This window comes from Streptomyces sp. NPDC014907 (assembly GCF_055562975.1).
Window position 1 is genome coordinate 159,029 of the sequence record NZ_JBVHEG010000011.1, and the last position, 13,350, is coordinate 172,378.

At 75.1% G+C, this 13,350-nt stretch carries 13 protein-coding genes; 7 read left to right on the forward strand and 6 right to left on the reverse strand.

What is annotated here, in order from left to right:
* Nucleotides 1-134: 134 nt before the first annotated feature.
* Nucleotides 135-794: a TetR/AcrR family transcriptional regulator gene (locus ACZ3IL_RS24875; RefSeq protein WP_467393556.1), complete on the reverse strand. Its 660-nt coding sequence runs from the start codon at nucleotides 792-794 to the stop codon at nucleotides 135-137.
* A 168-nt stretch (nucleotides 795-962) separates the two neighbouring features.
* Here ACZ3IL_RS24875 and ACZ3IL_RS24880 point away from each other — a divergent pair, with 168 nt between their 5' ends.
* Nucleotides 963-2,081, forward strand: a complete 1,119-nt coding sequence (locus ACZ3IL_RS24880) for a serine hydrolase domain-containing protein (RefSeq protein ID WP_467393558.1) — start codon at nucleotides 963-965, stop codon at nucleotides 2,079-2,081.
* Nucleotides 2,082-2,184: 103 nt separating this feature from the next.
* Here ACZ3IL_RS24880 and ACZ3IL_RS24885 read toward each other — a convergent pair whose 3' ends face one another.
* Entirely contained in the window at nucleotides 2,185-2,859 is a 675-nt protein-coding gene (locus ACZ3IL_RS24885) for an HD domain-containing protein (RefSeq protein WP_467393560.1), read from the reverse strand.
* 239 nt (nucleotides 2,860-3,098) lie between these two features.
* Between ACZ3IL_RS24885 and ACZ3IL_RS24890 the strand changes: the two genes are divergently transcribed.
* A complete protein-coding gene (locus ACZ3IL_RS24890) occupies nucleotides 3,099-3,470 on the forward strand; it encodes a ClpX C4-type zinc finger protein (RefSeq protein WP_467393562.1) in 372 nt (123 codons plus the stop codon).
* A gap of 89 nt (nucleotides 3,471-3,559) precedes the next feature.
* On the opposite strand, the gene ACZ3IL_RS24895 is transcribed toward ACZ3IL_RS24890, so the two are convergent.
* The gene (locus tag ACZ3IL_RS24895; RefSeq protein WP_467393564.1) at nucleotides 3,560-4,672 is read right to left on the reverse strand and encodes an ABC transporter substrate-binding protein; all 1,113 of its coding nucleotides are present in this window, start codon (nucleotides 4,670-4,672) and stop codon (nucleotides 3,560-3,562) included.
* Between the two features lie 270 nt (nucleotides 4,673-4,942).
* Between ACZ3IL_RS24895 and ACZ3IL_RS24900 the strand changes: the two genes are divergently transcribed.
* A complete protein-coding gene (locus tag ACZ3IL_RS24900) occupies nucleotides 4,943-5,254 on the forward strand; it encodes a DUF2087 domain-containing protein (RefSeq protein WP_467393566.1) in 312 nt (103 codons plus the stop codon).
* On the forward strand, nucleotides 5,254-5,883 hold the full coding sequence (locus ACZ3IL_RS24905; RefSeq protein ID WP_467393568.1) for a LysE family transporter: 630 nt from the start codon (nucleotides 5,254-5,256) through the stop codon (nucleotides 5,881-5,883). The genes ACZ3IL_RS24900 and ACZ3IL_RS24905 overlap by 1 nt, the downstream gene beginning before the upstream one ends.
* A gap of 26 nt (nucleotides 5,884-5,909) precedes the next feature.
* Here ACZ3IL_RS24905 and ACZ3IL_RS24910 read toward each other — a convergent pair whose 3' ends face one another.
* Nucleotides 5,910-6,284, reverse strand: coding sequence for a hypothetical protein (locus tag ACZ3IL_RS24910; protein ID WP_467393570.1), 375 nt, complete (start codon nucleotides 6,282-6,284; stop codon nucleotides 5,910-5,912).
* A 325-nt stretch (nucleotides 6,285-6,609) separates the two neighbouring features.
* On the opposite strand from ACZ3IL_RS24910, the gene ACZ3IL_RS24915 reads away from it, so the two are divergent.
* Together ACZ3IL_RS24915 and ACZ3IL_RS24920 are read left to right on the forward strand one after the other, a co-directional pair.
* Nucleotides 6,610-7,233 (forward strand): RNA polymerase sigma factor, encoded by a 624-nt coding sequence (locus ACZ3IL_RS24915; RefSeq protein WP_467393572.1) that lies wholly within the window; start codon nucleotides 6,610-6,612, stop codon nucleotides 7,231-7,233.
* Nucleotides 7,205-7,570 carry a hypothetical protein gene (locus ACZ3IL_RS24920; RefSeq protein ID WP_467393574.1) on the forward strand — a complete coding sequence of 122 codons (366 nt, stop codon included), beginning with the start codon at nucleotides 7,205-7,207 and terminating at the stop codon, nucleotides 7,568-7,570. Before ACZ3IL_RS24915 ends, ACZ3IL_RS24920 begins: the two co-directional genes overlap by 29 nt.
* A 16-nt stretch (nucleotides 7,571-7,586) precedes the next feature.
* Here ACZ3IL_RS24920 and ACZ3IL_RS24925 read toward each other — a convergent pair whose 3' ends face one another.
* A complete protein-coding gene (locus ACZ3IL_RS24925) occupies nucleotides 7,587-8,966 on the reverse strand; it encodes a YncE family protein (RefSeq protein WP_467393576.1) in 1,380 nt (459 codons plus the stop codon).
* 410 nt (nucleotides 8,967-9,376) lie between these two features.
* On the opposite strand from ACZ3IL_RS24925, the gene ACZ3IL_RS24930 reads away from it, so the two are divergent.
* Nucleotides 9,377-10,897: a chitinase gene (locus ACZ3IL_RS24930; protein ID WP_467393578.1), complete on the forward strand. Its 1,521-nt coding sequence runs from the start codon at nucleotides 9,377-9,379 to the stop codon at nucleotides 10,895-10,897.
* A 75-nt stretch (nucleotides 10,898-10,972) separates the two neighbouring features.
* Here ACZ3IL_RS24930 and ACZ3IL_RS24935 read toward each other — a convergent pair whose 3' ends face one another.
* Nucleotides 10,973-13,243, reverse strand: a complete 2,271-nt coding sequence (locus ACZ3IL_RS24935) for a heavy metal translocating P-type ATPase (protein ID WP_467393580.1) — start codon at nucleotides 13,241-13,243, stop codon at nucleotides 10,973-10,975.
* Nucleotides 13,244-13,350 lie beyond the last annotated feature (107 nt).

Below are 13,350 nucleotides of genomic sequence, written 5' to 3' on the forward strand. Positions count from 1 at the left end.
CGGGCCCGCCCGCGTCCCGGGCCCGCCCGCGCCCCGGGCCCGGCGCGGCCCCGGCCCCGGGCCCGCCCTCCGCGCGGACGGCGCCGCGTCCGGGCGCGTCCCCCGCCCCACAGGCGCCTCACAGGGCAATACGCCTAGGCCGGGCGGACCGAGGCCTCGATGTGGGCGAGCTGGGCGGCGAGGATCTCCTCGAACGCGGCCCGGCGGTCCGCTCCGAGGGGGCGCATGTCACGGGCGAAGTGGGCCAGGGCGGGGAAGTGCTCGGGGTCGGCGCCGAGCACCGCGACGCGGAACAGCTCCATGCCCTGTTCGTGCTCTTCCGGGGTGACGGTGCCGACTCCGGCCTCGGAGGCGATCAGCGAGGCGATGAGCACCGCGAGCCGGTGGTAGCGCGCCGGGATCTCCTCGTCGGGCAGTCCCGACGTGCGCAGGGCCCCCAGCACCTCTTCCATGACCAGCCGGGAGCCGGCGCCGCCCGAGGCGTAGCGTCCCCAGACCGCGGCGAGCTGGGGCTGCCGGCCGAAGGCCTCCCGCAGACACAGGGCCAGGGTGGTGACGCGCCGCTTCCAGTCGCCCTCGGGACGGTAGCCGTCCATCGCGGCCAGGAGGATGCGGTCGGCGACCGCGCGCAGCAGCTCGGTCTTGCTGCGGAAGTGCCGGTACAGGCTGGAGGAGTCGGTCCCGAGGGTCGCGGCGAGCTTGCGCACGCTGAACGACTCCGCGCCGCTCGTGCGCAGCAGTTCCGCCGCCGCGTCCAGGATCTCCTCGGTCGACCAACGCCTTCGGCCTGTCATCCGGCTCCTCTCGCCGCGCTCAGTCTACTCGTGCACTTGGCGTTGCACGCGGTGCGTGCATAATGAGGACATGAGCGTGCCGGCCGTATCGGCACGCCCCACGCTCCCCGCCGTCCGGACCGGACGGCCGGCGCGGGTCCCACCCGAACGACCGGAAGGACACATGCCGTGAGGAACCACCTGGACGCGGCGGCGCTGGACGCCGCCCTCGAGGACGTCCACCGCGCCGGAGTGCCGGGCCTGTTCGCCGAGGTGCGCGACGGCGACCGGGTCTGGCGCGGCGCCGCGGGCGTCGCCGACCTCGCCACCGGCCGCCCCGTCACCGCCGGCATGCGGCACCGGGTCGGCAGCGTCACCAAGACCTTCACCGCCGCCGCGGTCCTCCGGCAGGCCGAGAGGGGCCGGATCGATCTCGACGCGCCGGTCGGCCGGTACCTCCCGGAGCTGGTTCCCGGAGCGCGCGGTGACGCGATCACCGTCCGCATGCTGATGAACCACACCAGCGGCCTCGCCGAGTACCTCCCCCACGTCTATCCCTCCCTCAAGGCGTTCCCCGCCCTCGCGGACACCGGGCCCCAGAGCCTGGAGGACCACCGGTTCACGCGGTTCGACCCCGCCGAACTGATCGCGGCGGGGGTCGCCGCGCCCCCCGCCGGCACCCCGGGCGGCACCCCCGGGACGTACTCCAACACCAACTACCTGCTGCTCACCCTGCTTCTGGAACGGGTGACCGGCACCACGGCCGAGTGCTGCGTCACCCGGGACGTCATCGAGCGCGCCGGGCTCCGGGACACCGGGTTCCCCACCGGAGCCGGCATCGACGGGCCGCACTCGCGGATGTACGAGTGCTGGTTCGGCATGATCGACCCGCCGCGCGACCACAGCGTCCACGACATGTCGTGGGTCGGGCCGGCGGCCTCGCTGATATCGACCGTCACGGACCTCAACCGCTTCTACCGCGCCCTGCTGGCCGGCGAGATCGTCACCCCGTCGTCGCTGGAGCAGATGCGGCACACCGTCCCGGTCGTCTCCCAGGAGGGGAGGACGATCCCCTACGGCCTCGGCCTGCACCCGGTGGAGGAACCCGGGCGGGACACCTTCTGGGGCCACGGCGGCACGGTCTGGGGCGCCGGAACGCTCGCCGTGATCCGCGCCGACGGCGGACGGCAGATGGCCGTCGCGGTGAACACGCAGAGGTGGAACCGGCTCGACCCCTCCGGCAGGCCGCTGCCCCACCCCGTCGACGGCGCGCTCGCGCGTCTGCACCACGTGGCGATGTACGGCTGAGCCGCGTGGCGCCGGGCACGGCCGGCCGCGCGGGACTGGGGATCGGGCCGCTTCCCGGCCCCCGGTCCCGCGCGGCCCCGGGGAGCCGGGCCGCTTCCCGGCCTCAGCCCCGCGCGACCGGCCCCGTCAGCTCCTTCAGTTCCCGCTCCACGTTCTCCCGCGCCCGCTCCTCCCACACCGCCGCCCCGTACGGCGTCCGGAAGAGCCGGGGCAGGTCGAGGAGGTGGCGGAGGACGGCGGCGCGGCCCTCGCGGAAGGCGTCGTCGGGGACGAAGCCGTACTCCTCGCGGACCGCCGCCGCGTACGCGTCGTACGCGGCGGGGTCGCCCGCCAGGACCGCGAGGTCCGCGTCGCACAGGGTCTCGCCGTTCAGGTCGCCCGCGGCCGGGTCGTGGGAGACCGTCAGGCGCACCAGACGGGCCACCTCGGTCACCTCGCGCGCGGTCAGGCCCGCCTCGGTGAGGGCCTTCCCGGCCAGGGCCGCCGACCGCTCCTCGTTCTCGGAGCGCTCGGGCCGGTAGACCGCGTCGTGGAACCACGCGGCCAGTCTGACCAGTTCCAGCTCCCCGCCCTCGCCGCCCTGGTCGGCCAGTTCGTCGACGCGGTCGAGGACCGACCGCAGGTGGTCGACCGTGTGGTAGCGGCGCTGCGGCTCGGACCAGCGGGCCAGCAGGTTCCGTCCGTACGGGGCGGGGTCGGGGCCCTCGCGGCCGGCGCGGGCGGCGAGCAGGGTGGCGTTCCAGCGGTGGAGCAGCGCGTGGTCTTCCTCGGCGGTCATGGGGGCATTCTGCCCACCGGACCGCCAGGGCCGCCGGAGGACCCGCTTCCCCGTCCGGTGGGCCGCTTGCCGGCCCGGTGGACCGCCCCTGCCCGGTGGACCGCCCCTGTCCGACGGACCGCTCGCCCGACGGACCGCTCGCCCGGCGCGGCCGTCGCTTGTCAGGGTGGCCCTGACGTTCGTACGCTGCCCGTCGGGGACGGCCCGGCGGTCGGGACGTGGCCCGCGAAGGAGGCACCATGCCCGGCGGAACGCCCGAACACGGCGGCAGGATCTGCTCGTTCTGCGGCAAGCCCGAAGCGGAACTGGCCAAGCTGGTCGCCGGGCCGGGGGTGAACATCTGCGACGAGTGCGTGGACCTGGCCGCCTCGATCGTGGCCGAGTACCGCCCGGGACCGGCCGAACTGCGGATGCCGACGTGGGGCGGTCTCGCCGACGCGGAGATGCTGGAACGGCTGCCCCGGGTCGCGGCCGTGGCCGACCAGGTCGAGGCCGATGTGCGCCTGTGGGTCGTGGAGTTGCGACGGCGCGGCGTGACGTGGGCCAGGATCGGCGAGGCGCTCGGCATCACCCGCCAGTCGGCCTGGGAACGGTTCTCCGGGGAGGCCTGACCCCGCCACCGATCCCGCCACCGCCCCGCGCGCGGCCGTGGCCGGCCCTCTCCTCGCGGCGCCCCGGCCCCCGGCCTCCCGGCGCCCCCTCAGCCCGAACGGAGGACCCGGAAGCGGCCGGGGTCCGCCGGGTCCCGGTCCACGACCTGGACCGCCGTCCAGGACGACTGCGGGACGCCGATGCCCGGCACGCGGGAGAACCGGATCTCCCCCCGCGTGCCCCCGACCGCGACGCGGGACCAGTCCGGGGCCGTGCGGGTCCGCTCCGGCCCGTGGGCGCGCAGGACGCCGGCGAGGACGAGGGCCGTGTCGTACCCCTCGAACGCGACGAAGGAGTGCGCCCCGCCGAGGCGCGCGCGGAGGTCCGCCCCGACCCGTGTGCCGAGCGGGGTGAGGCGCTCGGGCAGATAGCGCAGGAACGGGACCGAGGCGCCGTCGCCGCCCAGCAGCGCCTCCCACTCCGCGAACTCCGGCTGCCCGGCCGGGGCGCCGATCAGGACCCCGGAGAGGCGCGGGTCGCGGCGGACGGACGCGACGACCGGGACCGCCGGTCCGGGGAAACCGGTCAGCAGGAGGAGGGCCGTCGCGCCGTCGGCGGCGAGCGCGTCGCACAGGGCGGCGGGGGAGAGGGCGCGCGCGTCGAACACGGTCACGGCGCCGCCGCGCGGGGCGAGGTGGTCCCGGAGGACGCGGACGCCCGAGGCCCAGTACGCGCCGGGTTCGGCCGCCACGGCCACGCGGCGGTGGCCCGCGCCGAGGAGGTGGTCCGCGTACACCCGCCAGCCGTGGGACTGCGGCGGGGAGAGGCGGGCGACCCACTCCGTCGGCCGCTCGGTCAGCGCGTCGAGCACGGCCGACGAGCACAGGAACGGCAGGCCGAGGGCGTCGGCCCCGGCGGCGGCGGCGCGGGCGGCGACGCTGTGGTACTCCCCGGCCACGGCGGCCACGCCCAGGCGCGCGCACTCGTCCACGGCCGCCGCGGCCCTCGACGGGTCGGCGGCGGTGTCCCGTACGACCGGTTCGAGCGGCCTCCCGGCGACTCCGCCCGCGTCGTTGACGTCCCGTACGCCCAGTTCGAACCCGGCGAGCAGGTGACGGCCCGCCTCGGTCCAGCCGGGCCGGGAGAGCGGGGCGAGGAAGCCGATGCGGACGGCCGCCGGGGCGGAGCCCCCTGTTCCGGCCGGAGGTGACGGCGTGTGCACGGGCGGACGTCCTCCTGGGCGGACCGGTTCGGGCGGGGGCCCCGGAAGCCTTCGCCGGGGGCCGGCGCCGCGCGGGACGGCGACGCCGAACGGATCTTCTCAGGAATCGCGGCACGCGGCGGCGGACGTCCGGGCGGAGCGCCCGGCCTCCCGCGCCCCCTGTGCCCTTCCGTGCCCCGCCGTCCGCGCGGGTCCACCCCCGCGCGGGTCCGCCGCCCGGGCCGAAAACCCTTTGCGGCGCGCGGAGCCGAAGCGCCAGGCTTCCCGTCCATGACCACCCCTTCCTCCTCCTCCTCCGTCGCGGACCTGTTCTCCGCCGACGGGCGTCTCAAGGCGGTCCCGCGCCGCGCCGCGCGCCGTGAGGCACTGCTCGCGCACCTCGCCGCCACCCTCTTCGACACCGGCCGCGCCTACGGCGAACCCGAGGTCAACGAAGCGCTGCGCACCGTGCACGAGGACTTTCCGGCCCTGCGCCGGTACCTCGTGACCGGCGGGTTCCTCGTCCGGACGAAGGACGGTTCCGCCTACCGCCGACAGCAGCGGGCCGGCTCCCCCGGAGGCGCGACCACCGCCGTCGCGTGATGACGGACGCGGTGGCGGCCGGCCTCCTGGCCGGTTACGGCATCGCGGTCCCGGTCGGCGCCGTCGGCGTCCACCTGGTGGCGGTCGCGGCCCGTTCCCCCTGGCGTACGGGGGCGGGCGCGGCGCTCGGCGTCGCCACCGCCGACGGGCTGTACGCGCTGCTCGCCGTCCTCGGCGGCACCGCCCTCGTCCCCCTCCTCGCCCCGGTGGCGACACCCCTGCGCCTGGCCTCGGCCCTCGTCCTCGTGGCCCTGGCCGCGCGCTCCTCGTGGCGGGCCGTACGCGCGTACCGCGCGGCCACGGGCGCGGAGCCGGACCCCCTGCCCGCTCCCCGGCGCGCGTCCCCCGCCCTCCCGGCCTTCCCGGTCTTTCTGGGGATCACCCTCCTCAACCCCCTGACCGCGCTCTACTTCACCGCCCTCGTCCTCGGCGGACGCCCGGCGGAGGGACCGGCCGGGGCGGCCGTCTTCGTCCTCGCGGCCTTCGCCGCCTCCGCGAGCTGGCAGCTCCTCCTGTCCACCGCGGGCACCCTCCTCGGGCGCGCCGTCACGGGGCCCCGGGGCCGTCTGGCGACGGCCCTCGCGTCGGGCGTGCTGATCACGGCCCTGGCGGTGGGCATGGTGACCTGAGACGGGGCGGGCGCCGGGACCGGACGTCAGCGGCCCCGCCGTACCCCCGCCGTCAGGAGGACCGCTCCCGCCACCAGGCCCACGGCCGCCCCCGCCGTCACGGTCCCGCGGCACGGGCCCAGGGAGAGGAACGAGTCCTTCGCGCGGACCGAGAGCACCGAACGGACGCTCGCCCAGGAACCGGCCGAGGCGACCGACAGCGCGGAACCGACCGAGGCGACGCTCGCCCAGGAGCCGATCGAGGCGACCGAGTGGGCGGAGCCCACCGAGCCGATGGAGAGGAAGGAGCCCACCGAGCCGATGGAGAGCATCGAACCCACGGAACCGATGGAGAGGAACGAGTCCTTGGACCAGAGGGAGAACTGCGAACCGCCGGCGCGGGCGGGGGACGTGGAGGCCATGGGGCGATCCTAGGGACGGCGGGGGCCCGCCGGGAGTACGCGGGACCGCCGCGGCCGGGGGAGGCCCCGGCCCCGGAGCGCGCACGCGACCGGAGGGACGTCCGGGGTGCGCGCACCGGCGGGAGGGGGAGGCCCCGGGGTGATCGGATTTTTTCTTCCGGTGCGGGCCGAATCCTTTCGGCGCTCCCGTGCCTCCTGTACACGTGCCGACGGACGTCGGGACGGGACAAGGAGGACCTCATGATCGTCGGAATCGTCGTCGCCGCCGGAGCCGTACTGCTCTGCACCTGCGCCTACGCCCTCACGCGCAAGCGGAAGCAGACCCGTGGCTGACGCGTCCTGGCCCGGCGAACGGCTGGTCACCGCCGCCCGGAACGGCGACGCCGACTCGATCGCCGCCCTGGTGTCGGGCTCGCACCCGAACGTGCGGCGGTTCGCCCGTTCGCTCTGCGCCACTCCCGAGGACGCCGAGGACGCGGCGCAGGAAGCCCTGATCATCCTCTACCGGAAGATCGGGATGCTGCGCGCGTCCGGCGCCCTGGCGTCGTGGATGTTCCGCATCGTCCGCAACGAGTGTCTGCGGCGCGTCCGGGCGACGCGGGCCCACGCGCCCCTGCCGGACGACACCGGGGGCCCGGCCGGAGGGGCGGTCGTGCCGGGCGCCGTCGTGGACTCGGCCGAGGAGACGGCCCTGCGGCGCATCGAGGCGGGCCGGGTGGCGGCCGCCGTCGCCGCCCTGCCCGCCGAGCAGCGGCACGTCCTGATCATGCGGGACGTCCAGGGCCACGGCGGACGCGCGGTCGCCGAGGCGCTCGGCCTCAGCGACGCCGCCATGAAATCCCGTCTGCACCGCGCCCGTGCCGCGGTCCGGCGGTCCCTGCGTGCCCCGTCCGAACTTCCGTCCGCATCTGGAGGACCTCGTGGCGAAAGCCGAAACAGCCGGTTCTGACTTCGCGAGCCCTTCCCTGGCCCGCCATCTGGTCCGGGGCGCCATCGGCTTCGGGGGCCTGGCCGGCTCGGTCGCGCTCCTCCCGGTCGCCGGCCCGGCCTCCCTGCTCCTCCTGCCCGTCGGCGTGCTCGCCCTGCGCGGCTGCCCGGTGTGCTGGATCGTCGGCCTGGCGCAGACCGTCTCGCGGGGCCGTCTGCGACGCGACTGCGAGGACGGCGTGTGCCGGCTGGCCGTCGCGGACCGGGACCACGAGGGGCGTCCGGCGGTCCCGGCCGTTCCGGCGGTCCCGGCCGTTCCTGCGGGCCCGGCCGGGTCACCGGGCCCGGCCGGGCCGTAGCGGTGCGGTGGTGCCGTCAGCCGACCGGGCCGGTCCAGCCCACCGGGACCCGGGCGGCGCGTACGCGTTGCGGGTGGTCGCCCACCGTCACCGTCGCCACCTTCCGGCCGGTCGCGAAGTCGATGGCGGTGACGGCGTCGGCGCCGCTCTCGGAGATGACGCACGCCTTCCCGTCCCCGCTGACGGTCGCCCAGTACGGCTTCGAGGCGGGGACGAGCGGCCCCTCCTGGAGGGTGGCCCGGTCGACGACCGTCGCGTAGTCGTCCATCGTCCCGGCGACGCACAGCTTGTCGCCGGCCGGGCTCATGGACATGCCGTGGTGGCGGGAGTCGTTGACCCAGGTGGTGCGGTCCTCGCTGGTCGCCGGGTTCTTCGGCAGCGTCTTGACGCGGGTGATGCGGTCGGTGGCGACGTCGTACTCCAGGAAGCCGTTGAAGAACGACACCTGGAAGTACAGCTTCGACCCGTCGGGCGAGAACACCGCCGGGCGGACCGCGTCGGACAGGTCCTTGCGGCCGAACGCGTCGAGCCGTTCGCGCATGTCGATGACGCGGACCTGCTCGAAGGTCTGCGCGTCCACGACCGTGATCCTCCGGTCCCCCTTGGTGAAGTCCCAGAACGGGTCGTCGAGCGCGGTCGTCACCTCCCCGATCGACATGTTCCACAGGTACCGGCCGTCCGCGCTGAAGACGTTCTCGTGCGGCTTGTCCCCGGTCGCGAACGAACCGACCTGGACGCCCGTCTCGATGTCGAGGACGTGCACCGTGTTGGAGGTCGAGGCGGAGACCGCGACCCGCTTGCCGTCGGGCGAGACGGTCATGTGGTCGGCGCGGAAGCCCGAGACCGGGAAGCGCCACCTGAGCTTCCCGGTGGCCAGGTCGATGGAGACGACGTCCGCGAAGCTCGGGCGGGAGACGACCATGGCCGAGCCGTCGGGCGTGGAGTACATGTCGTCCACGAACTGGTCGTGCCCCTCGCCCGGCCCCAGCCGGACGCCGAGGAAGAAGGCGAGTTTGACCGGGTTCAGGTAGATCTCGGCCAGGCGCTGCGTCTTGTCCGGTACGACGTTCACCCGGGCGATCCTGGAGAAGGCGCCGCGGTCCTCGATGACGTCGGCGGTTCCGTCCCAGTTGTTGCCGACGAACATGACCTCGCGCAGGGCGGCCGGGCCGTTCTCCGCCGCGGCGGCCGGCGGCGCGGCGCCGGCGGCGACCGACAGGGCGAGGGCGGCGGCCACCGGGACGGCCGTGCGCCACGCGCGGAAGGGGGAGCGTGCCGGGGCGGCCTTCGCGGAGCCGGGTTCCGTGCCGGCGGGTGCCGTGGTGCCGGGTGCCGTGGTGCCGGGTTCCGTGCCGGCGGGTGTCGTGCTGTCGGGGGACCGTCTCGAAGAGGACATCGCTGTTCCTTCCATGGAGCGGCCGGCCGGGGGCGGGCCGCGGGTGAGGGGCATGGGAAGAGCTGAGCGTTGTTCATGTTCCGGCTACTGGAAAGTAACGACCCGGACCCCGCCCGGCAAGACCTCCGGCAGGACCACCTGACGGCCTCCGCGCCGCACCCCCCGGCGCGCTTCGCGCGGAAGGGGTGGCTCCCCCCGATCGCCCGGGGCGTCCGCGCGCATCGCCGCAGTACGCGCCCCCTTCCGGCGTCCGCGCCCCGCACGACGGGGGGCAAGTGGTCTAGTCCAAGACTTGTTCAAGCTTGGTCCAGACCATTGACGCGCTCGGCCCGCCGGGACTACTCCGTATGCCAACAGGCGTGCCCGACAAAGGCGTTGGCGCACCCGCCCCCCACCGTCATTGGACTGCCATGAGACGCGTACGTTCGCTCCGCTCGGCCCTCACCGCCGCCGTGACCGCCGTCGCCGCCCTCGGCCTCGCCGCCGTCACCGGCGCGCCCGCCCAGGCGGCGACCCCCCTTCCCGCCCGTGTCTTCGCCCCCTACTTCGAGGCCTGGACCGGGGAGAGCCCCGCCGCCCTCAGCGCCCAGTCGGGCGCCAAGCACCTGACGATGGCGTTCCTCCAGACCGCCGCCAAGGGCTCCTGCACCGCGTACTGGAACGGCGACACCGCCACCCCCGTCGCCGCGTCCTCCTTCGGCGCCGACATCCGGACCATCCAGTCCCGGGGCGGCGACGTCATCCCGTCCTTCGGCGGGTACACGGCCGACACCACCGGCACCGAGATCGCCGACAGCTGCACCGACGTCAACCAGATCGCCGCCGTGTACCAGAAGGTGATCACGACCTACGACGTCGCCCGGCTCGACATGGACATCGAGGTCGACTCCCTCGACAACGCCGCCGGCGTCGACCGCCGCAACAAGGCCATCAAGGTCCTCCAGGACTGGGCCGCCGCCAACGGGCGCCGGATCGAGATCTCGTACACCCTGCCGACGACCACCCGGGGCCTCGCGGCGAGCGGGCTCGCCGTGCTCAGGAACGCCGTCGCCAACGGCGCCCGCGTCGACGTCGTCAACATGATGACCTTCGACTACTACGACAACGCCGTCCACGACATGGCCGCCGACACCAAGACGGCCGCCCAGGGCCTGTACGACCAGCTCGCCAGGCTCTACCCGGGCAAGACCCCCGCCCAGCTCTGGGGCATGGTCGGCATCACCGAGATGATCGGCGTCGACGACTTCGGCCCCGCCGAGACCTTCACCCTCGCCAACGCCCGCACCGTCTACGACTGGGCCGTCTCCAAGGGCGTCAACACCCTCTCGTTCTGGGCGCTCCAGCGCGACAACGGCGGCTGCCCCGGCGGCGCGGCCGCCGACAACTGCTCGGGCATCCAGCAGAACACCTGGGACTTCTCCCGGATCTTCGCGCCCTTCACCAGCGGCACGACCGCCCCGTCCGACGACTTCTCGGTGACCGCCGCCCCGGCGTCCGCCACCGTCGCCGCCGGAGCCTCCGTCACCGCCACGGTGAAGACCGCCGTCACCGCCGGCACGGCGCAGACGGTGGACCTCACGGTCGGCGGGCTGCCCGCCGGCGTCACCGCCACCCTCAGCCCCGCCTCCGTGACCGCCGGCGGCTCCTCGACCCTCACCCTGAACACCACGACGGCCGCGGCCTCCGGCACGTACCAGGTCGTGGTGAACGGGGCGAGCCCGTCCGCCGCCCACTCCGCCGTCCTCTCCCTGACCGTCACCGGCGGCGCCACCCCGTGCGCGGCCGCTCCGTGGGCCGGGGGCACCGTCTACACCGGTGGTCAGCAGGTCTCCCACAAGGGCCACACCTGGAAGGCCCGGTGGTGGACGACCGGCGAGGAGCCCGGCACCACCGGCGAGTGGGGCGTGTGGCAGGACCTCGGCGCCTGCTGATCCGTACGCGCCGCACGACAGGAGGCCGGGGCCCGTCCGCTGTCGGACGGGCCCCGGCCCCGTGCGCCGGTCCGCTCAGCCGTCGACCGCCTTGAAGCCCCGCAGCCGCAGGCTGTTGCCGACCACGAAGACCGAGGAGAAGGCCATGGCCGCGCCCGCGATCATCGGGTTGAGCAGTCCGGCCGCGGCGAGCGGCAGCGCCGCCACGTTGTAGGCGAAGGCCCAGAAGAGGTTCGAGCGGATCGTGCCGAGCGTCCTGCGCGAGAGCCGGATGGCGTCGGCCGCCGCCCGCAGGTCGCCCCGGACGAGGGTCAGGTCGCCGGCCTCGATGGCGGCGTCCGTGCCGGTGCCCATCGCCAGGCCCAGGTCGGCCCGGGCGAGCGCGGCGGCGTCGTTCACGCCGTCGCCGACCATGGCGACCGAACGGCCCTCGGCCTGGAGGCGCTTGACGACGTCGACCTTGTCCTGCGGCATGACCTCCGCGATCACCTCGTCGATGCCGACCTCGGCGGCGACGGCCTCCGCGACCGTCCTGTTGTCGCCGGTGAGCAGGATCGGGGTGAGGCCGAGCCCGCGCAGCCGCCGGATCGCCTCGGCGCTGGTGTCCTTGACGGCGTCCGCGACCTCCAGGACCGCGCGGGCCTCCCCGTCCCAGGCCACCGTGATGGCGGTCCTGCCCGCCTTCTCGGCCGCGTCCTTCGCGGACCGCAGCTCCGCCGGGAGGACCAGGGCCCACTCCTCCAGCAGCTTCTCGCGGCCGACGAGGACCGCGTGGCCCTCGACCACGCCCTGGACGCCGAGGCCGGGGACGTTCGCGAAGTCCTCGGGGACGGGCAGGGTGCCCACCCGCTCGGCCGCTCCGGCGGCCACGGCCCGCGCGACCGGGTGCTCGGAGGAGTGCTCCAGGGCGCCCGCGAGCCGCAGGACGTCCTTCTCCTCCGCGTCCCCGGCGGTGTGGACCGCGAGGAGGGTCATCCGGCCGGTGGTGACGGTGCCGGTCTTGTCCAGGACGATCGTGTCCACCCTGCGGGTGGTCTCCAGGACCTCGGGTCCCTTGATGAGGATGCCGAGCTGGGCGCCGCGGCCGGTGCCGACCATGAGGGCGGTCGGGGTGGCCAGGCCGAGGGCGCAGGGGCAGGCGATGATCAGGACGGCGACGGCGGCGGTGAACGCGGCGGTGAGGCCCTGTCCGGTGCCGAGCCAGAAGCCGAGGGTGCCGAGGGCGAGCGCGATGACGACCGGTACGAAGACGGCCGAGATCCGGTCCGCGAGGCGCTGGGCGGCGGCCTTGCCGTTCTGCGCGTCCTCGACCAGCTTCGCCATCCGGGCGAGCTGGGTGTCGGAGCCGACGCGGGTGGCCTCGACGACGAGCCGGCCGCCGGCGTTCAGGGTGGCGCCGGTGACGGCGTCCCCGGTGCCGACCTCGACCGGGACGGACTCGCCGGTGAGCATGGAGGCGTCCACGGCGGACGAGCCCTCGACCACGGTGCCGTCGGTGGCGATCTTCTCGCCGGGGCGGACCAGGAAGCGGTCCCCGACCCGGAGTTCGCCGGTCGGCACGGTGACCTCCCGGCCGTCCTTCAGGACGGTGACCTCCTTGGCCCCCAGCCGCATCAGGGCCTTGAGCGCGGCGCCCGCCTTCCGCTTGGAACGGGCCTCGAAGTACCGGCCCGCCAGGATGAAGGCGGTGACGCCGGCGGCGGCCTCCAGGTAGATGTTCCCGGCGCCGTCGGTGCGGGCGATCGTGAACGCGAAGGGGTGCGTCATGCCGGGCGTGCCGGCGGTGCCGAAGAACAGGGCCCACAGCGACCACAGGAACGCGGCGGCCGTGCCGACCGAGATCAGGGTGTCCATGGTGGCCGCGCCGTGCTTCGCGTTGGTCCAGGCGGCGCGGTGGAAGGGCCAGGCGGCGTAGACGACGACCGGTGCGGCCAGGGTGAGGCTCAGCCACTGCCAGTACGTGAACTGGAGGGCCGGGACCATCGCCATCGCGATGACGGGGACGGCGAGGACGACGGCGGTGACGAGCCGCTGCCGGAGGGGCCGCAGCTCCTCGTCGGCCTCCTCCTCGTCGGAGGGCTCCCCGGTGCCCGGGGTCCCGGTCTTCGGGGGCGCCGGTTCGGCGGCGGTGTAACCGGTGGCCTCGACGGTGGCGATGAGGTCGGCGACACCGAGGCCCGCGCCCGCGTCGAAGGTGACCTTCGCCTTCTCGGTGGCGTAGTTGACGGTGGCCTCGACCCCGTCCATGCGGTTGAGCTTCTTCTCGATGCGGGCCGCGCACGAGGCGCAGGTCATGCCGCCGATGGTGAGCTCGACCTGAGCCGTGCCGGATGTCGTCGCTGTCATGAGGTCTGCTCCTCGTGGGATGGGGGCCGGCGGCCGGGGCCCTTCCGGTGCGGTGCGGGCGGGTCCCGGCGGCCGGGGGTGGTGCGGACGGGGTCCGCCGGGCCCGG

Coding starts and splice junctions, on each gene's coding strand:
- ACZ3IL_RS24875 (WP_467393556.1), bottom strand. CDS start 794: ATGACAGGCCGAAGGCGTTGGTCGACCGAGGAGATCCTGGACGCGGCG.
- ACZ3IL_RS24885 (WP_467393560.1), bottom strand. CDS start 2,859: ATGACCGCCGAGGAAGACCACGCGCTGCTCCACCGCTGGAACGCCACC.
- ACZ3IL_RS24890 (WP_467393562.1), top strand. CDS start 3,099: ATGCCCGGCGGAACGCCCGAACACGGCGGCAGGATCTGCTCGTTCTGC.
- ACZ3IL_RS24900 (WP_467393566.1), top strand. CDS start 4,943: ATGACCACCCCTTCCTCCTCCTCCTCCGTCGCGGACCTGTTCTCCGCC.
- ACZ3IL_RS24905 (WP_467393568.1), top strand. CDS start 5,254: ATGACGGACGCGGTGGCGGCCGGCCTCCTGGCCGGTTACGGCATCGCG.
- ACZ3IL_RS24910 (WP_467393570.1), bottom strand. CDS start 6,284: ATGGCCTCCACGTCCCCCGCCCGCGCCGGCGGTTCGCAGTTCTCCCTC.
- ACZ3IL_RS24925 (WP_467393576.1), bottom strand. CDS start 8,966: ATGTCCTCTTCGAGACGGTCCCCCGACAGCACGACACCCGCCGGCACG.
- ACZ3IL_RS24930 (WP_467393578.1), top strand. CDS start 9,377: ATGAGACGCGTACGTTCGCTCCGCTCGGCCCTCACCGCCGCCGTGACC.
- ACZ3IL_RS24935 (WP_467393580.1), bottom strand. CDS start 13,243: ATGACAGCGACGACATCCGGCACGGCTCAGGTCGAGCTCACCATCGGC.